The 17661-nt window shown below is 70.3% G+C and carries 21 protein-coding genes; 12 read left to right on the top strand and 9 right to left on the bottom strand.

The window, feature by feature from the left end:
- The first annotated feature begins 249 nt into the window (after positions 1-249).
- The 4 genes from rpsF (at position 250) to rplI (ending at position 1954) form a co-directional block, all read left to right on the top strand.
- Positions 250-540 carry a 30S ribosomal protein S6 gene (gene rpsF, locus ACFYZL_RS15810; protein WP_015034882.1) on the top strand — a complete coding sequence of 97 codons (291 nt, stop codon included), beginning with the start codon at positions 250-252 and terminating at the stop codon, positions 538-540.
- 72 nt (positions 541-612) lie between these two features.
- Positions 613-1209, top strand: a complete 597-nt coding sequence (locus ACFYZL_RS15815) for a single-stranded DNA-binding protein (protein WP_384754947.1) — start codon at positions 613-615, stop codon at positions 1207-1209.
- Between the two features lie 43 nt (positions 1210-1252).
- Complete coding sequence (gene rpsR, locus ACFYZL_RS15820; RefSeq protein ID WP_005315025.1) at positions 1253-1489, top strand: 30S ribosomal protein S18; 237 nt, start codon at positions 1253-1255, stop codon at positions 1487-1489.
- Between the two features lie 18 nt (positions 1490-1507).
- Complete coding sequence (gene rplI, locus ACFYZL_RS15825) at positions 1508-1954, top strand: 50S ribosomal protein L9 (RefSeq protein WP_376656151.1); 447 nt, start codon at positions 1508-1510, stop codon at positions 1952-1954.
- A 68-nt stretch (positions 1955-2022) separates the two neighbouring features.
- On the opposite strand, the gene ACFYZL_RS15830 is transcribed toward rplI, so the two are convergent.
- Entirely contained in the window at positions 2023-3360 is a 1338-nt protein-coding gene (locus ACFYZL_RS15830; protein ID WP_384754944.1) for an MATE family efflux transporter, read from the bottom strand.
- A 452-nt stretch (positions 3361-3812) separates the two neighbouring features.
- Between ACFYZL_RS15830 and dnaB the strand changes: the two genes are divergently transcribed.
- On the top strand, positions 3813-5285 hold the full coding sequence (dnaB, locus tag ACFYZL_RS15835; protein WP_384754965.1) for a replicative DNA helicase: 1473 nt from the start codon (positions 3813-3815) through the stop codon (positions 5283-5285).
- 9 nt (positions 5286-5294) lie between these two features.
- Positions 5295-6680, top strand: a complete 1386-nt coding sequence (locus ACFYZL_RS15840; RefSeq protein WP_388679365.1) for a serine hydrolase domain-containing protein — start codon at positions 5295-5297, stop codon at positions 6678-6680.
- Between the two features lie 33 nt (positions 6681-6713).
- Here ACFYZL_RS15840 and ACFYZL_RS15845 read toward each other — a convergent pair whose 3' ends face one another.
- Genes ACFYZL_RS15845 through ACFYZL_RS15855 form a run of 3 tightly spaced genes read right to left on the bottom strand, consistent with a single transcriptional unit; the run spans position 6714 to position 9368 of the window.
- On the bottom strand, positions 6714-7889 hold the full coding sequence (locus ACFYZL_RS15845; RefSeq protein WP_388679368.1) for a winged helix DNA-binding domain-containing protein: 1176 nt from the start codon (positions 7887-7889) through the stop codon (positions 6714-6716).
- A gap of 57 nt (positions 7890-7946) precedes the next feature.
- Positions 7947-8447, bottom strand: a complete 501-nt coding sequence (locus ACFYZL_RS15850) for a GNAT family N-acetyltransferase (RefSeq protein WP_384748186.1) — start codon at positions 8445-8447, stop codon at positions 7947-7949.
- A gap of 18 nt (positions 8448-8465) precedes the next feature.
- Positions 8466-9368: a GNAT family N-acetyltransferase gene (locus tag ACFYZL_RS15855; RefSeq protein WP_384748188.1), complete on the bottom strand. Its 903-nt coding sequence runs from the start codon at positions 9366-9368 to the stop codon at positions 8466-8468.
- 170 nt (positions 9369-9538) lie between these two features.
- Between ACFYZL_RS15855 and ACFYZL_RS15860 the strand changes: the two genes are divergently transcribed.
- Together ACFYZL_RS15860 and ACFYZL_RS15865 are read left to right on the top strand one after the other, a co-directional pair.
- A complete protein-coding gene (locus tag ACFYZL_RS15860) occupies positions 9539-10189 on the top strand; it encodes an HAD family hydrolase (RefSeq protein WP_384748191.1) in 651 nt (216 codons plus the stop codon).
- A 122-nt stretch (positions 10190-10311) separates the two neighbouring features.
- Positions 10312-11520 carry a globin domain-containing protein gene (locus tag ACFYZL_RS15865; protein WP_384748193.1) on the top strand — a complete coding sequence of 403 codons (1209 nt, stop codon included), beginning with the start codon at positions 10312-10314 and terminating at the stop codon, positions 11518-11520.
- A gap of 58 nt (positions 11521-11578) precedes the next feature.
- On the opposite strand, the gene ACFYZL_RS15870 is transcribed toward ACFYZL_RS15865, so the two are convergent.
- The 5 genes from ACFYZL_RS15870 to ACFYZL_RS15890 form a co-directional block, all read right to left on the bottom strand.
- Positions 11579-12058: an NUDIX domain-containing protein gene (locus tag ACFYZL_RS15870; RefSeq protein WP_384748196.1), complete on the bottom strand. Its 480-nt coding sequence runs from the start codon at positions 12056-12058 to the stop codon at positions 11579-11581.
- A 59-nt stretch (positions 12059-12117) separates the two neighbouring features.
- The gene (locus tag ACFYZL_RS15875) at positions 12118-13014 is read right to left on the bottom strand and encodes a LysR family transcriptional regulator (RefSeq protein ID WP_388679373.1); all 897 of its coding nucleotides are present in this window, start codon (positions 13012-13014) and stop codon (positions 12118-12120) included.
- A gap of 191 nt (positions 13015-13205) precedes the next feature.
- Positions 13206-14387 (bottom strand): cystathionine gamma-lyase, encoded by a 1182-nt coding sequence (locus ACFYZL_RS15880; protein WP_388679376.1) that lies wholly within the window; start codon positions 14385-14387, stop codon positions 13206-13208.
- Complete coding sequence (locus ACFYZL_RS15885) at positions 14384-14881, bottom strand: low molecular weight protein-tyrosine-phosphatase (RefSeq protein WP_384748204.1); 498 nt, start codon at positions 14879-14881, stop codon at positions 14384-14386. Before ACFYZL_RS15885 ends, ACFYZL_RS15880 begins: the two co-directional genes overlap by 4 nt.
- An 11-nt stretch (positions 14882-14892) precedes the next feature.
- Complete coding sequence (locus ACFYZL_RS15890; RefSeq protein WP_384748206.1) at positions 14893-15273, bottom strand: phage holin family protein; 381 nt, start codon at positions 15271-15273, stop codon at positions 14893-14895.
- 89 nt (positions 15274-15362) lie between these two features.
- On the opposite strand from ACFYZL_RS15890, the gene ACFYZL_RS15895 reads away from it, so the two are divergent.
- The 4 genes from ACFYZL_RS15895 (at position 15363) to ACFYZL_RS15910 (ending at position 17657) form a co-directional block, all read left to right on the top strand.
- Positions 15363-15680, top strand: coding sequence for a cupin domain-containing protein (locus ACFYZL_RS15895; protein WP_384580161.1), 318 nt, complete (start codon positions 15363-15365; stop codon positions 15678-15680).
- A gap of 166 nt (positions 15681-15846) precedes the next feature.
- Complete coding sequence (locus ACFYZL_RS15900) at positions 15847-16074, top strand: DUF5326 family protein (protein WP_384748209.1); 228 nt, start codon at positions 15847-15849, stop codon at positions 16072-16074.
- A 289-nt stretch (positions 16075-16363) separates the two neighbouring features.
- The gene (locus tag ACFYZL_RS15905; RefSeq protein WP_384748211.1) at positions 16364-17110 is read left to right on the top strand and encodes an IclR family transcriptional regulator; all 747 of its coding nucleotides are present in this window, start codon (positions 16364-16366) and stop codon (positions 17108-17110) included.
- A 97-nt stretch (positions 17111-17207) separates the two neighbouring features.
- Entirely contained in the window at positions 17208-17657 is a 450-nt protein-coding gene (locus ACFYZL_RS15910) for an SsgA family sporulation/cell division regulator (protein ID WP_384748213.1), read from the top strand.
- The last annotated feature ends 4 nt before the right edge of the window (positions 17658-17661 follow it).

Raw genomic sequence — 17661 nt, forward strand, 5'->3', positions numbered from 1 at the left:
CGGAAGGCACCTCCTGGCTGAAGCAGAGCGGCGCTCGGGCCCGCCTCCGGCAGGGGCCGGGGGCATAGCACCGAGCACACCCGATGGATACAGATTGTGTCCCCCCGGCGCCGGATTTCAACCGGAAGGAGTCGAGCAGGTAGTCTGTACAGCTGCGCGGTGTCTGTTCTCGGACACCGTGCGCACGCATCACGACCCTCCTGCCACGGAACGACCGTGGCCGCTGAGTCCAAAGGAGGTGGGTTCCACATGCGTCACTACGAAGTGATGGTCATCCTCGACCCCGATCTCGAGGAGCGCGCTGTCTCCCCGCTGATCGAGAACTTCCTCTCCGTCGTCCGTGAGGGCAACGGAAAGGTCGAGAAGGTCGACACCTGGGGCCGTCGTCGTCTCGCTTACGAGATCAAGAAGAAGCCCGAGGGCATCTACTCGGTCATCGACCTCCAGGCCGAGCCTGCGGTCGTCAAGGAGCTTGACCGACAGCTGAACCTGAACGAGTCGGTTCTCCGGACCAAGGTCCTTCGCCCCGAGACCCACTGAACTTCGGTTCAGCGGTAATCGGGATCGAGTAGCACAGCAGCCCAGCAGCAATCCCCGCCGAGAGGTTCATCCATGGCAGGCGAGACCGTCATCACGGTCGTCGGCAATCTCGTCGACGACCCCGAGCTGCGCTTCACCCCCTCGGGTGCGGCGGTCGCGAAGTTCCGTGTCGCGTCCACCCCCCGCACCTTCGACCGTCAGACGAACGAGTGGAAGGACGGCGAGAGCCTGTTCCTGACCTGCTCGGTGTGGCGGCAGGCGGCGGAGAACGTCGCCGAGTCCCTCCAGCGAGGCATGCGCGTCATCGTGCAGGGCCGGCTGAGGCAGCGGTCGTACGAGGACCGTGAGGGTGTCAAGCGCACGGTCTACGAGCTGGACGTCGAGGAAGTCGGCCCCAGCCTGAAGAACGCCACGGCCAAGGTCGCCAAGACCACGGGTCGCGGTGGCCAGGGTGGGTACGGCGGCGGCGGTCAGCAGCAGGGTGGCGGCGGCGGTGGCTGGGGCGGAGCCCCCAGCGGCGGCGGCCAGCAGGGCGGCGGAGCTCCCTCCGACGACCCGTGGGCGTCCAGCGCGCCGGCCGGTGGCCAGCAGCAGGGCGGCGGCGGGGGCGGCTGGGGTGGAAACTCCGGCGGCTCCGGCGGTGGCTACTCGGACGAGCCGCCCTTCTAGGGCAGCTCGCATCCAAACTTCTTGATCACACAGGAGAGACACAATGGCGAAGCCGCCTGTGCGCAAGCCTAAGAAGAAGGTCTGCGCGTTCTGCAAGGACAAGACCGCGTACGTGGACTACAAGGACACGAACATGCTGCGGAAGTTCATTTCCGACCGTGGCAAGATCCGTGCCCGCCGCGTTACCGGCAACTGCACGCAGCACCAGCGTGACGTCGCCACGGCCGTGAAGAACAGCCGTGAGATGGCGCTGCTGCCCTACACGTCCACCGCGCGATAAGGAAAGGGTGACCGACCAATGAAGATCATCCTGACCCACGAGGTCTCTGGCCTCGGCACCGCCGGCGATGTCGTCGACGTCAAGGACGGTTACGCTCGCAACTACCTGGTCCCGCGTGGTTTCGCGATCCGCTGGACCAAGGGTGGCGAGAAGGACGTGGCGCAGATCCGCCGCGCCCGCAAGATCCACGAGATCGCGACCATCGAGCAGGCCAACGAGGTCAAGGCCAAGCTCGAGGGCGTGAAGGTCCGTCTGGCCACCCGCGCGGGTGACGCCGGTCGTCTCTTCGGTTCCGTGACCCCGGCCGACATCGCCACGGCGATCGAGGCTTCGGGTGGCCCGAAGGTCGACAAGCGCCGCGTCGAGCTGGGCTCCCCGATCAAGACCCTCGGTTCGTACCAGGTCTCCGTGCGTCTGCACGCCGACGTGGCCGCGAACGTGGGCATCGAGGTCGTCGCCGCCTAAGGGCCGCGAAACGAAGGGCCGCACCCCACGGGGTGCGGCCCTTCGTCATGTTTCACGTGAAACATCGGTCAGCGAGTGGCTCCCGCGACCAGCCAGCGGCCCGAGCGGGCGCGCAGCTGGAGTGTGGCCATGCGGACCAGCATCATGAGCGTCATGGCGCCCCACAGGGCCGTCACGCCGCCGCCCAGGACGGGGACGAGCAGGGCTGCCGGGGTGAACACGGCGAGCGTCAGCAGCATCGCCCGGGCCAGGTAGGGCCCGTCGCCCGCGCCCATGAGGACGCCGTCCAGGACGAAGACCACGCCGCCGATGGGCTGGGAGAGTGCCACGACCAGCAGGGCGGGCAGGATGGCGTTCTCGACGGCGGGATCGCTGGTGAACAGCGGGATCAGCACCGGGCGGGCCACGACGACCAGCAGGCCGAGCACGACGCCGGAGCCGATGCCCCACTGGACCATGCGCCGGCAGACGGCCCGGGCGCCCTCGGTGTCACCCGCGCCCAGGTAACGGCCGATGATCGCCTGTCCGGCGATGGCGATGGCGTCCAGGGCGAAGGCGAGCAGGCTCCACAGGGAGAGCAGGACCTGGTGGGCGGCGATGTCGGCGTCGCCGAGCCGGGCGGCCACGGCGGTCGCGATCAGCAGGATGGCGCGCAGGGACAGCGTGCGGACGAGCAGCGGCGCTCCCGCCTGTGCGCAGGCCCGGATGCCCGCCGCGTCGGGGCGCAGGGAGGCGCCGTGCCGCCGGGCTCCGCGTACGACCACGACGAGGTAGGCGGCGGCCATGGCGCACTGGGCCAGGACGGTGCCCCAGGCGGAGCCCGCGATGCCGAGCCCGGCGCCGTAGACGAGGGCGGCGTTCAGGGCGCCGTTGAGGGCGAAGCCGCCGACGGCGACGTAGAGCGGCGTACGGGTGTCCTGGAGGCCGCGCAGGACGCCCGTGGCGGCGAGGACCATGAGCATGGCCGGGATGCCGAGGGCGGAGATCCGCAGATAGGTGACCGCGTACGGGGCGACGGTGTCGGAGGCTCCGAAGAGGGAGATGAGCGAGGGGGCCGTGGGCAGGACCACGGCGATGACGGCGGCGCCGAGCAGGAGGGCGAGCCAGACGCCGTCCATGCCCTGCCGGATGGCTCCCTGGAGGTCGCCGGCGCCGACCCGGCGGGCGACGGCCGAGGTGGTGGCGTAGGCGAGGAAGACGAAGACGCTCACGGCGGTGGTGAGCAGTGCGGCGGCGATGCCGAGGCCGGCCAGTTGGGACGTGCCGAGGTGCCCCACGATGGCGCTGTCGGCCAGCACGAAGAGGGGTTCGGCGACGAGCGCGCCGAAGGCGGGGACGGCGAGGGCGAGTATCTCCCGGTCGTGTCGTCTCGGCGCAGCCTTCGGCGCTGTGGGGGCCTGTGTCATGCGCTCAATCTAATCTTCCACAGGTAATAGATGCAAGGTCCTTTGGATCCTTACCGTGGCGTCGATCAGGGCGTTCCCGCAGCCTCATTGGTGGCGATCTTGAGACAGTGGCCAAGATTTTTCCCACAAGGTCCGCGTGACAGGAGAATCTGCAGGTCAGGTGCGGTGTATGGGTGTGGCAGGTGATTTTGTCCACAGCGTCGTCCCCCGGTCCGTGCACAGCTTCCGGGGACTTACCCACAGCATTGGCGCCGTCGTCCACATCTCATCCACACAGCCTGTGGATAACAAGATTGGCTGACGCCGCTCGCGGCCCTACCGTGGTGCGTTGCCCGACTCGCCGACAGCCGATTCGGGTGCCCCAAATGTCAGAGCCGTGTCGTAGAAAGAGTGGCACGGCGAGGTCCGCTCTGCGGACGGGAGGAGGCGGCCCGGTGAGCATGCCCGAGCCCATGGACGACCCCTGGGCCGACAGTGGTCCGAGCGACCGTCTGCCCGCCCGTCCGCGCCGTAACAGCGAAGGCCGCGGCCGCGGGGACGATCAGCACGACCGGGGCCGCGAGGGCGGCTCCTGGGACGGCGGCGGCAGCGGTGGCGGCGGCTTCGAGCGCGTCCCTCCGCAGGACCTCGACGCAGAGCAGTCCGTCCTCGGCGGCATGCTGCTGTCGAAGGACGCCATCGCCGACGTCGTCGAGGTCATCAAGGGCCACGACTTCTACCGGCCCTCGCACGAGACGATCTACCAGGCCATCCTCGACCTGTACGCCAAGGGCGAGCCGGCCGACCCGATCACGGTCGGCGCCGAGCTGACCCGGCGCGGGGAGATCGGCAAGGTCGGCGGGGCGTCGTACCTGCACACGCTGGTGCAGTCCGTGCCGACGGCGGCCAACGCCGAGTACTACGCGGAGATCGTGCACGAGCGCGCGGTGCTGCGCCGGCTGGTCGCGGCCGGTACGAAGATCACGCAGATGGGATACGCGGCCGACGGCGACGTCGACGAGATCGTCAACAGCGCCCAGGCCGAGATCTACGCCGTCACGGAGCAGCGGACCTCCGAGGACTACCTGCCGTTGGGCGACATCATGGAGGGCGCGCTCGACGAGATCGAGGCGATCGGTTCCCGCAGCGGCCAGATGTCGGGTGTCCCGACCGGCTTCACGGACCTCGACTCGCTCACCAACGGCCTGCACCCCGGCCAGATGATCGTCATCGCCGCCCGTCCCGCCATGGGCAAGTCGACGCTCGCGCTGGACTTCGCCCGCGCCTGTTCCATCAAGGCCAACCTGCCGAGCGTGATCTTCTCCCTCGAAATGGGACGCAACGAGATCGCGATGCGCCTGCTGTCGGCCGAAGCCCGCGTGGCCCTGCACCACATGCGCTCGGGAACGATGACGGACGACGACTGGACCCGGCTGGCCCGCCGGATGCCGGACGTCTCCGCCGCCCCGCTGTACATCGACGACTCCCCCAACCTGTCGATGATGGAGATCCGCGCCAAGTGCCGTCGGCTCAAGCAGCGCAACGACCTCTCGCTCGTGGTCATCGACTACCTCCAGCTGATGCAGTCGGGTGGTTCGCGCCGTCCCGAGAGCCGTCAGCAGGAGGTCTCGGACATGTCCCGAAACCTCAAGCTGCTGGCGAAGGAGCTCGAGGTACCGGTGATCGCGCTCTCCCAGCTGAACCGTGGTCCCGAGCAGCGCACCGACAAGAAGCCGATGGTCTCCGACCTGCGTGAGTCGGGCTCCATCGAGCAGGACGCCGACATGGTGATCCTGCTGCACCGCGAGGACGCGTACGAGAAGGAGTCCCCGCGCGCGGGCGAGGCGGACCTGATCGTGGCGAAGCACCGCAACGGCCCCACGGCCACCATCACCGTGGCCTTCCAGGGCCATTATTCGCGGTTCGTGGACATGGCCAACACGTAGCATCCGATCATGGATGAGCTTGCCGAAGACCTGGAACTTCTCCCTGCCACCCGACGTGCGTTGAGGCACCGGATCGCCGTGGCGCAGAGCGCCGGGCGGGCGCCGTCGGTGGTGGCGGCCGTCGTGCGGGGCGGGGAGGTGGTCTGGGAGGGCTCCCGGACCTCCGTCGAGGGGCACGGCCCGGACGGGAACGTCCAGTACCGGATCGGGTCGATCAGCAAGACCTTCACCGCTGTTCTGGTGCTGCGGCTGCGGGACGAGGGTCTGCTGTCGCTCGCGGATCCGCTGGAGCGGCACCTGCCCGGGACCGGGGCCGGCGAGGTGACCATCGCCCAACTGCTGGCGCACACCGGCGGACTCGCCGCGGAGACGCCGGGACCGTGGTGGGAGCGCACCCCGGGCGACCAGCGGCCCGAGCTGGCCGACGTACTGGGTGCGGAGCCGTTCAAGCACGCGCCCGGACACCGGCACCACTACTCCAACCCCGGTTACACCCTGCTGGGTTCGCTGGTCGAGGCGTTGCGCGGCAGGCCGTGGGAGGAGGCGCTGCGGTCCGAGGTGCTGGAGCCGCTGGGGCTGAGCCGTACGAGCGGGGCGCCGCAGGCGCCGAACGCGGGCGGCTGGGCGGTGCACCCGTGGGCGGACGTGATGATGCCGGAGCCGCTGGAGGACCTGGGTCTGATGGCTCCGGCCGGTCAGTTGTGGTCCACGACGAGGGACTTGGCCCGGTTCGCGGACTTCCTGCTGCGCGGTGACGAGCGGGTGCTGAGCGCGGAGTCCGTACGGGAGATGCGCACCGCGGTGGCGCCGCCGGAGCCGGGCCTCGCCGAGGTCGGGTACGGGTTGGGGATGCAGCTGACGGTCCAGGGCGAGCGCCGGCTGGCGGGACACAGCGGTTCACTGCCCGGGTTCGTGGCGGGGCTCTGGCTGAGCGAGGCGGACGACGTGGCGGCGGTGGTGCTCGCGAACTGCACGTCGGGGCTGCCGGCGGCGACGGTGGCCGCGGACCTGGTGGCGATCGTGGCGGATGCCGAGCCCCGGTTCCCGGAGCCGTGGAAGCCGTTTCGGGAGTCCGACCGGGTGCCACTGGAACTGTGCGGCCCCTGGTACTGGGGCACTTCGGCGCAGGTGGTGCGGCTGAAGTCGGACGGGTCGCTGGAGCTGGCGCCGCTGGGCGGGAACGGGCGGTCGGCGCGGTTCCGCCCCGAGGCGGACGGCAGCTGGACGGGGCTGTCCGGCTACTACGCGGGGGAGACGCTGCGGGCGGTGCGCGGGGAGGACGGCTCGGTGAGCCACCTCGACCTGGCGTCCTTCGTGTTCACGCGGGAGCCGTACGACGCGGGTGCACCGGTGCCCGGCGGGGTGGACCCGCAGGGCTGGCGGGGCATCGGCTGACGCGTCGTCGTCGCCGTCGGTGGTCGCCGCGGCTCAGGCCACGAGTTCGCGTTCCAGCGGCGTACGGAAACGCGGGGTGATGCGGGCCTCGCCGAGCCATCCGGCGAGCCGGTCGGCCTCGGCCGTGACCGCCTTCTCGGCGGCCCGCCCGGGGCTGCCCAGCAGTCGCCAGACGATCTCGCCGTCGGTCCGCTGGGCCCAGCCGCCGACGATCTCGCCGTTCCACCACACGGTGGGCCCGATGTTGCCGGCGTAGTCGAAGAGCGCGCTCCTGTGGGCGGGGTCGAGGTGGAAGCCGCGGTCGGCCCAGCCCATGGCGGTCGGGTCGAGGCAGGGCAGGAGGGCCGCCCAGGGCTCGGTGGCGGGCTCGGGCGCGGTGTCGCCGGGGCAGACGAGGGCGGTGGTGCCGTTGTCGAGGCGGACCTGTTCCGGGCCGACGGCGGCGAGGGCCTTACGGACGTCGGTGAGGGTCCAGCCGGTCCACCACTTGAGGTCGGCCTCGGTGGCGGGGCCGTAGGCGTGCAGCCAGCGCCGGGCGATCTCGGCGCGTGCCTCGGGCGCGGGCACGGGGGGCCACGGGTCGGTGTGGACCCAGCGGTACTGGCTGGAGGTCCAGGATCCGCGCGGGCGGTCGCGGCGGATCCGGCCGTCGGCGGCGAGCAGGCGGATGACCCGGGTGGCGACGCCGGTCTCGGCCTCGTACTTCTTCCCGCGACCGATGGTGATCTTCTGGCGCAGGGCGGGCACGGCCGCGGACAGTTGGCCGCCGGTGGAGGGGCCGCGGGCGTCGAGTGCGTCGAGGGCCGAGGCCTCGGCGCGGGCCAGCCAGTCGGCATCGAGGCCCTGTCCGTCCTCGTCGAGGTGCTTGAGGAGGGTGCGTCGTTCCTTGACGGCGATCGCGCGGGCGGTGGAGGAGTCGACGTACGGAGCCAGTTCGGTGGAGACCGCGAAGAGCGTGTTGCGCATGCTGAGCAGCCGCACGAGGCTGACGTCCTCGTAAAGGGCCTGCTCGATGGTGTCGGGGCCGCCCCCTGCCAGTCGGGCGCGGGCGGAGAGGAAGACGGTCGCGGCGTCGGTGGCGTGCAGGGCGACGACGGCGTCGGCGGCCTGGGTCACCGTGGTGGCGTGGGCCGAGGGGGCCAGGCGGTGACGCCGGCCGAGCCGGTCGCGGCGCTCGGCGGTGGTGACGAGGGGGAGGCTCGGGCTCATCCTCCCGATCGTAGGCCGGGCCACGGACAGTGCGGCCCGGCCTGCCGGTCCGGTCCGTCAGAGCTGGAGTTTGAAGCCGACGTGGGAGGCGGTGAAGCCGAGTCGCTCGTAGAAGCGGTGGGCGTCGGTCCGGGTCGCGTCGGAGGTCAGCTGGACGAGGTCGCAGTTCTCGGCGCGGGACTTCTCGATCGCCCATTCGATGAACCGGGTGCCGAGGCCGCTGCCGCGCTCGTCGGCGTGGACGCGGACGCCTTCGATGATGGAACGGGTGGATCCCTTGCGGGAGAGGCCCGGGACGATCGTCAGCTGGAGGGTGCCGACGACCCGTTCCGCGCGGACGGCGACCACCAGGTGCTGGTTGGGGTCGTCGGCCAGCCGCTTGAGGGCCGTGCGGTACGGGGTGAGGTCGTCGGGGGATTCGCGGGTGGCGCCGAGCGGGTCGTCGGCGAGCATGGCGACGATGGCGGACAGATCGGCCTCGCCGGCCGGGCGGATGGACAGCCCGGAGGGATCGGAGGGGTCCGCCGGGTTCGCGGGGTCGTTCGGGTTCTCGTTCATCGCGGTGGGTTTCCTTTCTCAGCCCGCGGCCACGGTGAGCGGTGCCCAGCGGCGGGTCCAGTCACCGGGGAGCCCGGGGATGCCGCGCGTCATGACGGCGTTGAAGGCGATGGATTCGAGGCCGCGGTCCTTGAGCCAACCGAGGAGTTCCTCGTGGCGGACGTCGACATCGGTGCGCAGCGGCCGGTCGGTGCCCTGGGCGAGCGCGGTGATCAGTGACCGGGCGGTGCCGATGTCGCGGGCGACGAGTGGGCCGATGACATGGGTGTCCATGTTCGGCCAGGCCGCGGCGTATCCCGTGAGGGTGCCGTCGCCGGTGGGGTCCTCGGCGACGAGCAGCTGATCGGCGAAGGCGGGCAGCCGGATGATCAGGTGGGTGCGGTCGGTGCCGAAGACCTCGGCGTCCAGGTGCAGGATCCGCTGGAGGTCCTCGGCGTTGGCGGGCCGGACGCGGGGGGTGCCGTGGGCGCCGGGGGTGCTGCGGGCGTCTTCGGGGCGGAAGGTGCCCTTGAGCATCTCGGCGCGTCCGGTGGTGTCGAAGCCGAGTTGCTCGTAGAGGGGGCGGCCGTTGGGGGTGGCGTGCAGGGTGAGGGGGATGCCCTTGAGCACGTCGTCACAGACGTGCTCCATGAGGCGGCGCCCCAGGCCCTGGCGGGCGTAACGGTCGGCGACCAGGACCATCCCGATGGCGGCGAGCTCCGGTCCGGCGTGGGTGTTGCCGTACTGGGTGACGACGCAGGCGGCCGCGAGCCCGGGGCCGTCCGGGGCGTCCACGCCGTAGCCGTTCCCGGCGGCGAGGAGCAGTCCCCATTTGTGGTCCTCGCGTGGCCAGCCGCGGTCCTCTGACAGGTCGGCGCAGTGGCGGAGATCGTCCACGCTCAGCGCCCGGATCGGCAGATCGGTGATGTGTGGTGGTGTCACCCGGCCCAGACTGGATCATCGATGGGGGTCAGTCCAGGGGATTTGGGCTGATGTTTCTCCCCTGGCTGCCGCTGGGCGGTGCCCCCTGTGAAACGTGGCGATGTTTCACGTGAAACATCGACCGGGAAACACGTGTCTCGCCGGGAGGGCACCGGCTAGCCTCGATCGCCATGACCCTCCTGCACCTCTTTGACCTCGACGGAACGCTGATGTACGGCTCGGCGGCTCCGGTCGAGATCTCCCGTCAGCTCGGCGTGGGCGCCGAGATCGCCGCTCTGGAGCGGGCCTTCGGCGCCGGGGAGATCGGTCCGCACGAGTTCTCGGTGGCGGCGCACGCCCTCTGGGCGGACCTGACGCCCGCCCATGTCCGGGCGGCCTTCGAGGGGGCGCCCTGGCTCGCGGGCATCCGGGACGTGTGGCGTGAGATCCGGGAGCGGGGGGACTACTGCGCGGTGGTCTCCCTGTCGCCGTCGTTCTTCGTGGAACTGCTGCTGGAGTGGGGAGCGCACGCCGCGCACGGTTCGGTTTTCCCGGAGGTGCCGTTCACTCGGCCCGTGGAAGCGGCCGGGATCCTGACGCCGGAGGGCAAGGTCACGGTGGCGGACCGGCTGTGCGAGCAGTTCGGGGTGAGCCGGGGCGACTGTGTGGCGTACGGGGATTCGAGGACCGACGCCGTGCTGTTCGAGGCGGTGGCGGTCTCCGTGGCGGTCAATGCGCGGCCCTATCTGGCGGAGCGCGCGACCCATGTGTACGAGGGCAGGGACCTGAGAGAGGCGTATCAGCTCGCGGGGTCGGCACGCCCGGGAGTTGCAGCATCTTAAGGGGAAAGTGGGTTCGAAACGCGGATTTTCCGCAATTCCCCCCAGGCCTCTGAGTCGGCCGGCACGCTGTGAAGCCCGGATCCACGGATTCACAGGCCGTGGCGTGTGCAAACCCGACCGAGATGCTCGAAGCGAGGCACCGCATGGACGCTCCGCACACCAGATCGGCCAGACGGGGAACGGCCCGGATACCCGGTGAGGGCGAGGTGCCCGAGGCTTCGCCCGACGCCGTGCTGATCCGCCGGACCCTCGCGGAGATCGCACCGGTGGCCGGCAGGGTCACCTCCTACTTCTACGCATTGGTGTTCACGGGACACCCGGAGGTCCGGGGCATGTTCCCCGCGGCCATGGACGTGCAGCGGGACCGCCTGCTGAAGGCGCTGCTCACCGCCGCCGAGCACATCGACAATCCGGATGTGCTCGCCCCCTACCTGCGCCGACTGGGCACGGGGCACCGCAAGTACGGCACCATGGCCGGGCACTACCCGGCGGTGGGCGAGGCCCTGATCGGGGCATTGGCCCGGTACGCGCACGAGACCTGGGGGCCGGAGACCGAGGCCGCGTGGGTGCGCGCGTACACCGCGATCTCCCAGATCATGATCGACGCGGCGGCCGAGGACGAGGCCAAGGCGCCGGCGTGGTGGCACGCGGAGGTGGTCTCCCACGATCTGCGCACCCCGGACATCGCGGTGCTGACGGTCCGCCCCGACCAGCCGTACGCCTTCCTCGCCGGCCAGTACACGAGCCTGGAGACCCCGTGGTGGCCGCGGGTCTGGCGGCACTACTCCTTCGCGTCGGCGCCACGCGCCGACGGGCTGCTGTCCTTCCACGTCAAGGCCGTTCCGGCGGGGTGGGTCTCCAATGCGCTGGTGCGCCACGCCCGCCCGGGAGACGTGCTGCGGCTGGGTCCGCCGGCCGGGTCGATGATCGTGGACCACACCACGGAGAACGGGATGCTGTGCCTGGGGGGCGGTACCGGAATCGCGCCGATCAAGGCACTCATCGAGGACGTGGCCGAACACGGGGAGCGGCGGCCCGTGGAGGTGTTCTACGGGGCACGCAGCGATCACGACCTCTACGACAAGGACACCCTGCTGGGGTTGCAGCGCACGCATCCGTGGCTGTCGGTGCGCCCGGTGGTCGGCGACGCGTTGGCCGGGCAGCTTCCGCAGGCGGTGGGCGAGCACGGGCCGTGGAGTTCGTACGACGCGTTCATCTCGGGGCCGCCCGCGATGATCCGCAACGGGGTGGACGAGCTCAAGCGGATCGGGATCCCCGACGAGCGGATCCGGCACGACGCGGTGGAGGAGCTGGCGGGCGTCGCGGTGTGAGACCGGCGGGGGACGTCCCGCCGGTCCCGGGGGTCGCTCTCGGACTCGGGCCGCCGTTTCAGCCGAGGTCGGAGGCGTGCATGGCGCGGACTCCCTCGATGTTGCCGTCGAGGTAGTGCCGCAGGGACAGCGGGACGAGGTGGACGGCGGCGATGCCGACCCGGCTGAAGGGCACGCGGACGATCTCGTACTCGCCCTCCGGCTGGTCGATCTCGGGGCCGTGCCGTTGGCTGGGGTCCATGGATTCGAGGTGGCAGACGAAGAAGTGCTGCACCTTCACGCCGGTCACTCCGCCGTCGGCGATGTGCTCGACGGTGTCGACGAAGCAGGGCACCACATCGGTGATCTTCGCGCCGAGTTCCTCGTGGACCTCTCGGTGGAGGGCGTCGACGACGGTGGCGTCCGAGGACTCCACTCCGCCGCCGGGGGTGAGCCAGTAGGGATCGACGCCGGGCTTGGTGCGCTTGATGAGGATCAGGTCGTCACCGTCGAGCAGGATCGCTCGGGCGGTGCGTTTGACCACGGGACGTTCGGTCATGGGAGAAGAGTGGCCCACCGCTCCGCTTCTGAAACGCGCCAAGGGTCTCGAACGGGAACTCACCAGTGCGCGGCGGCGTGCAGCAGCAGCTCGTGGGCGCGCGCGAGGTGGGCGAGCGAGAGGCTGCCGGCCCGCGTGACCAGGAACCAGGTGCGCAGCGGCGGTACCGGGGGCTCCGCCAGGGCCACGATCCCGCCGCCGTCGAGGGCGTCCTGGCACAGGTAGCGGGGGATCACGGCGAGCCCGGCGCCGGATCGTACGCATTCCAGTACGGCGCGCAGATCGGGTGCGACCACGGTGGCGGCGGCGTCGGGCGCCGCCTCGAAGACGGTGGCCCAGTAGCGGGTGACGAGGGGCAGGCTCTCGTGGACCTCGACGAGCGGGATGCCGTCGAGTGCGGTGGGTCCCTCCTCGCGCAGCCGGTCCCGGTCCACGAGGGCGGCCCAGTAGGGCGCCGCGACCAGGACGTGCTCCTCGTCGCACAGGGCGGTGGCGGTGAAGAGCCCGCCGCGCGGGCGGGCGGTGGTGACGACGAGGTCGTGGTGGCCGGCGGCGAGCCCGTCGAGGGCCTCCTCCGCCCCGGGCTGGAGGGTGGCGCGCAGGGTGTGGCCCCGGCCGACCAGCGGTGCGAGGGCGGGCAGTACCCGCAGACCCAGGAATTCCGGGGGGCCCGCGACGTGGAGGGTGCGTAAGGCGCCGGCGACCTCCCGCTCGGTCTCGGTGATCCGCAGCAGGGCGTCGAGGTGCGGGGCGGCCTTGTGGGCGAGTTCGTCGCCGACGGCGGTGGGGGTGACGCCGCGGGCGCGGCGGTGGAAGAGGGGTCGCCCCAACTGGCGTTCGAGGGTGCGGATCTGCGAGGTGACGGCCGGCTGGGACAGGCCGAGGAGGGCGGCGGCGCGGGTGAAGGAGCCGGCGCGGTGGACGGCGACGAAGGTGCGCAGCAGAGCCAGGTCCATCGCGGCACCTCGACCTCTCGGTGGGGGCCTTCAACTATAAATATGCGGATAGCACCCTGTCGCTACCGTGATTGGACTCTGACGCAGAGTCAATTAGCCTTGTCGCGTGGTTCTCGACGGTGTTTCTCCCGCGATGAACCCGGGCGGTCCGAGCCATGAGGGGGGAGGCTCGGACCGCTTCCAGGGCCCGTTCAGTTGCCGCCGGCGGCGGAATCGAGTGCTCGCAGGACGTCCGCGACCAGGTCCTCGGTGTCCTCGGCGCCGGCGGAGAAGCGGATGAAGCCCTCCGGCACCGCGTCCCCGCCCCATCGTCCGCGCCGTTCCGCGGTGGACCGTACGGAGCCGAAACTCGTGGCGTCCTCGACCAAGTGCAGAGCGTTCATGAAGCGTTCCGCGTGCGCGCGGTCGGGCAGCGTGAAGGAGACGATCGAGCCGAAAGCGCGCATCTGGCGGGCGGCCGTTTTGTGCGACGGGTCCGTGGGGAGCCCCGGGTAGCGCACCCCGGTCACCTCGGCGCGGCCGGTCAGGGCCTCGGCGACGGCCAGCGCGTTGGCCCACTGGCGCTGTGCGCGCAACTGGATGGTGGCCAGCGATCGGTGGGCGAGCCAGGCCTCCATCGGTCCCGGGATCGCGCCGACGATCTTGCGCCAGCGACGGACGAGGGCGGCGAGGGCGGCGTCCCGGCAGACCACGTAGCCGAGGAGCAGGTCGCCGTGGCCGGTGAGGCCCTTGGTGCCGCTGGCGACGGAGAAGTCCGCCCCGAGGTCCAGGGGCCGCTGTCCGAGCGGTGTGGCCAGGGTGTTGTCGACCGCGACCAGGGTCCCGCCGGCGTGCGCGGCCTCCACGAGGCGGCGTACGTCGCAGACGTCGAGCCCGGGGTTGGAGGGGGTCTCGATCCAGAGCAGCCGGGACCCGTCGAGGACGGTGAGCTGGGCCTCGTCCGCGGTCGGAGCGGTGCGCACGTGGACCCCGTACGCCTCCAGCTGCTCGCGCAGCAGCGGCAGTGCCTGGTATCCGTCGTCGGGCAGGACGACGGTGTCGCCGCTGCGGGTCTGGGAGAGGAGCACGGCGGAGACCGCGGCCATCCCGGAGGCGAAGACGATGGTGTGGACGTCCTCGCCCGGGGCTTCGAGTTCCCCGATGGCCCGTTCCAGCAGGGTCCAGGTGGGGTTGGTGTCGCGGCCGTAGGTGTACGGGCCCTCGACGTCGCCGGGCAGGTGGAAATGGGCGGCGAAGGCCGGTCCGGGCAGGGTCGGTTCGTTCTTGACGGGAGCCGGCAGTCCGGCGCGGACGGCGAGGGTGCCGTCGCCGAGCCGGGGCGCCGCGCCGCCGCCGGAGTCGGGTCCGTTGTCGGAGTCGGGGTGCTCGTTCATGCGGTCTGCTCCTTCGGGGCCAGGGCCTCGCGTACGGCCTCCAGCAGGCCGGGGCTCGCGGCCTCGACCAGCGCCAGGCATTCCTCGAACCCGTCGAGCGGCCCGTAGTAGGGGTCGGGTACGTCGCTGTCGCCGGCCGGTGCCGCCGGGTCGAAGGACCTCAGCAGCCTGACCTTGGCGGCGTCCCGCGGGGTGGGTGCGAGCGCCCGGAGGTCCCTCAGGTGCCCGGCGTCGAGGGCGACGACGAGGTCGAGGCCGGCGAACCAGGAGGACCGGAACTGCCGGGCCCGGTGGTCCTGCTCGTACCCTGCGGCCTCCAGGACGGAGATGGTGCGCGGGTCGGCCGGGTCCCCCTCGTGCCAGCCGCCGGTCCCGGCGCTGTCGACCTCGACCAGGGCGTCGAGTCCGGCGTCGGCGACGTGGGAGCGGAAGACGGACTCGGCCATGGGAGAGCGGCAGATGTTGCCCGTGCAGACGAAGCACACGCGGTACATGGAAGGCCTGTTCAGTTCTTGTCGGGCAGGACCATGTTCACGGCCCAGCTGACGATGGAGATGATCAGGCCGCCGACGAGGGCGGTCCAGAAGCCGTCGACGTGGAAGCTGAGCTCGAGCTGCTTGGCCAGCCACGAAGTCAGCATCAGCATCAGGGCGTTCACGACGAGGGTGAACAGGCCCAGGGTGAGCACGAACAGCGGCAGCGAGAGCAGCTTCACCACGGGCTTGACGATGACGTTGACCAGGCCGAAGACCAGCGCGACCAGGATCAGGCTCAGCGTCCGGTGGCCCAGGCTGCTGCCGTCGTCGAGGGTGATGCCGGCGAGCAGCCAGATGGCGACGGCCAGGGCGGCCGCGTTGGCGATCGTCTTGACTACGAAATTTGTCATGTGTCTGATCGTGGCAGAGAAGATCCTGGGGGAACATCCGCAGATCAGCGGAGACCCGGGAACGACCGAGCACAAGGGGAACAAGGACGATGAAAGCGTTCCGGTTGGACGAGCTCGAGGCGGAGCGGGCCGCCAACGACGGCGCCTATCTGCAGTTCCTGCGTGAGCGGAACATGTCGGTCGGCCTCTACGCGCTCGACGCGGGGCAGAGCGATCCGCAGCAGCCGCACCGTCAGGACGAGGTGTACTTCGTGGTGAGCGGACGGGCCTCGATCACGGTCGGGGAGGAGACGACGAGCGTGGCGCGCGGCAGCGTGGTCTACGTCCCGGCGGGCGTCCCGCACAAGTTCCACCACATCAGCGAGGACTTGAGGGTGATGGTGGTGTTCTCCCCGCCGGAGGGTTGAGCGCCTCGCGGTATCAGGGTCGAGGCCCCGATCCGGCGGCCGGCCCCTAGGGGGCGGATCAGGGGACTCCGGGGGCTCGCGGGCCCCCGGAGGCGTCCGCGGACTCCTAGCATCGAGAGCAGGAAGTCACGGACGAGGACGAGAACGAGGAAGAGGTCGAGGAGACATGAACGGGATCCGGGAGACGTTCGCGGGTATGCCCTGGTGGGTCAAGTGGGTCGCTGTTCCGCTGCTGGTGCTGTTCGTCTTCGGCGGCGTGATCACCAGCTTCCTCAGCTTCCTGGTCGGCTTCGTCTTCAAGGTGCTGCTCTTCGTGGCCCTCGTCGGCGGTCTGGTCTTCGTCGTGAAGAAGATCGGCCGCGGCGGTTCGAAGTCCTCGGCCGGCGAGTGGTAGACGTCGCGGACCGTACGGACGGGATGATTCCGTCATTGCGCCAGGTGAGGGAACACGAGGCCGTAAACCGCTCACAGGCCAGGAATCGGCGGATAGAGTGGCATTCTATGCCGCTCCCTGGGCGTGAAAAGCCGGCGATTCCGCTCTGACCTGCGGTTCTGTCACACAGCCGCTGAGTACGACCCCAGGAGCGATGGCATGTGCGGGGGCGGCCCCCGCAGGGCGGGCCTCCCCGAAGGCCCGCCGCCACGCCTGGGGGTGAGCTTTGTCTTCGGTTCACAATGCCGGTGTGCCGACGCTGATCGGTTCGGTGCAGAGGGCGTTGAGGCTGCTCGAAGCAGTGGGGTCCCACGGCGAGGGGGCCCCGGCGAAACAGCTGGCCCGCGAAGCCGGGCTCCCCCTTCCCACCGCGTACCACCTGCTGCGCACCCTGACGCACGAGGGCTATCTGCGCAGAGAGAACGGAGTGTTCGTGCTGGGCGACGCCGCCGGGCGGCTCGCTGGTGGCGGACTTCAGCAGAAACGTCGCAGCATGATCCTCGACTCCCTCGCGCACTTCCGCGACGCGGTCGGGGCTCCCGTCTATTTCGCGATCTACCGCGAGGGCGAGATCGAGGTCGTGGGCGTCTCGGACACCCCGGCCAACCCGGCCTGCGAGGAGTGGGCCGACTTCCGGGCGACCGGCCACGCGCACGCCATCGGGCAGTGCCTGCTCGGTCAGCTCGACGAAGAGGCCCGCCAGGACCACTACGACCGTCATCCGGTCGAGGCCATCACCGCTCACACCGTGAGGGATCTGCGTTCCCTGGAGAACAGGATCGGCGCCCTCGGGCGAATGCAGCCAGTAACCGAACGCCAGGAATATGCCCTCGGCACAGTCTGCGCCGCGATCCCCATCACGGCGGGCGATACCGCCGCAACCATGGCGATTTCCCTTCCTCTGCACCAGCAAGACCGATTGCCCTGTGTGGTCGATCGGCTACGGAGTGAAGTAGGCGCGCTGTTGAGCACCCTCTCGTTCTCTATCAGTATCTGAAAACTCACTCCTTGTGATCTGCTAGCGCTTCCACCACCCTTGTCAAGAGGGCCCTGGGGGATCATTCCTGGCCACTTCCAACACAGCGGGGTAGGCAATGCGCGAGTCGGTACAGGCAGAGGTCATGATGAGCTTCCTCGTTTCCGAGGAGCTCTCGTTCCGGATCCCGGTGGAACTCCGGTACGACGCACGTGACCCCTACGCAGTCCGCCTGACCTTCCACCTTCCCGGAGACGCGCCCGTGACCTGGGCGTTCGGCCGGGAACTCCTCCTCGACGGCATCAACAAGCCGTGCGGTGACGGTGATGTGCACATCGCCCCCACCGATCCCGAGGACCTGTCCGATGTCCACATCCGGCTGCAGGTGGGCGGTGACCGGGCGCTCTTCCGCGCCGGCGCGGCCCCGCTCGTCGCGTTCCTCGACCGGACCGACCGGCTCGTTCCTCTCGGTCAGGAGCGGAACCTCGGCGATTTCGAGGAGAACCTCGACGAGGCGCTCTGCAAGATCCTCGCCGAGTCGCAGCAGAACGAACAGAACGCGGGCTGACGCC

This window comes from Streptomyces sp. NPDC001717, from assembly GCF_042892775.1.
Taxonomy (GTDB): domain Bacteria; phylum Actinomycetota; class Actinomycetes; order Streptomycetales; family Streptomycetaceae; genus Streptomyces.

What these genes read in the sequence shown, in the direction of transcription:
- rpsF (WP_015034882.1), top strand. Translation starts at nt 250, where the DNA reads ATGCGTCACTACGAAGTGATGGTCATCCTCGACCCCGATCTCGAGGAG.
- ACFYZL_RS15815 (WP_384754947.1), top strand. Translation starts at nt 613, where the DNA reads ATGGCAGGCGAGACCGTCATCACGGTCGTCGGCAATCTCGTCGACGAC.
- rpsR (WP_005315025.1), top strand. Translation starts at nt 1,253, where the DNA reads ATGGCGAAGCCGCCTGTGCGCAAGCCTAAGAAGAAGGTCTGCGCGTTC.
- rplI (WP_376656151.1), top strand. Translation starts at nt 1,508, where the DNA reads ATGAAGATCATCCTGACCCACGAGGTCTCTGGCCTCGGCACCGCCGGC.
- ACFYZL_RS15830 (WP_384754944.1), bottom strand. Translation starts at nt 3,360, where the DNA reads ATGACACAGGCCCCCACAGCGCCGAAGGCTGCGCCGAGACGACACGAC.
- dnaB (WP_384754965.1), top strand. Translation starts at nt 3,813, where the DNA reads ATGGACGACCCCTGGGCCGACAGTGGTCCGAGCGACCGTCTGCCCGCC.
- ACFYZL_RS15840 (WP_388679365.1), top strand. Translation starts at nt 5,295, where the DNA reads ATGGATGAGCTTGCCGAAGACCTGGAACTTCTCCCTGCCACCCGACGT.
- ACFYZL_RS15845 (WP_388679368.1), bottom strand. Translation starts at nt 7,889, where the DNA reads ATGAGCCCGAGCCTCCCCCTCGTCACCACCGCCGAGCGCCGCGACCGG.
- ACFYZL_RS15850 (WP_384748186.1), bottom strand. Translation starts at nt 8,447, where the DNA reads ATGAACGAGAACCCGAACGACCCCGCGAACCCGGCGGACCCCTCCGAT.
- ACFYZL_RS15860 (WP_384748191.1), top strand. Translation starts at nt 9,539, where the DNA reads ATGACCCTCCTGCACCTCTTTGACCTCGACGGAACGCTGATGTACGGC.
- ACFYZL_RS15865 (WP_384748193.1), top strand. Translation starts at nt 10,312, where the DNA reads ATGCTCGAAGCGAGGCACCGCATGGACGCTCCGCACACCAGATCGGCC.
- ACFYZL_RS15870 (WP_384748196.1), bottom strand. Translation starts at nt 12,058, where the DNA reads ATGACCGAACGTCCCGTGGTCAAACGCACCGCCCGAGCGATCCTGCTC.
- ACFYZL_RS15875 (WP_388679373.1), bottom strand. Translation starts at nt 13,014, where the DNA reads ATGGACCTGGCTCTGCTGCGCACCTTCGTCGCCGTCCACCGCGCCGGC.
- ACFYZL_RS15880 (WP_388679376.1), bottom strand. Translation starts at nt 14,387, where the DNA reads ATGAACGAGCACCCCGACTCCGACAACGGACCCGACTCCGGCGGCGGC.
- ACFYZL_RS15885 (WP_384748204.1), bottom strand. Translation starts at nt 14,881, where the DNA reads ATGTACCGCGTGTGCTTCGTCTGCACGGGCAACATCTGCCGCTCTCCC.
- ACFYZL_RS15890 (WP_384748206.1), bottom strand. Translation starts at nt 15,273, where the DNA reads ATGACAAATTTCGTAGTCAAGACGATCGCCAACGCGGCCGCCCTGGCC.
- ACFYZL_RS15895 (WP_384580161.1), top strand. Translation starts at nt 15,363, where the DNA reads ATGAAAGCGTTCCGGTTGGACGAGCTCGAGGCGGAGCGGGCCGCCAAC.
- ACFYZL_RS15900 (WP_384748209.1), top strand. Translation starts at nt 15,847, where the DNA reads ATGAACGGGATCCGGGAGACGTTCGCGGGTATGCCCTGGTGGGTCAAG.
- ACFYZL_RS15910 (WP_384748213.1), top strand. Translation starts at nt 17,208, where the DNA reads ATGCGCGAGTCGGTACAGGCAGAGGTCATGATGAGCTTCCTCGTTTCC.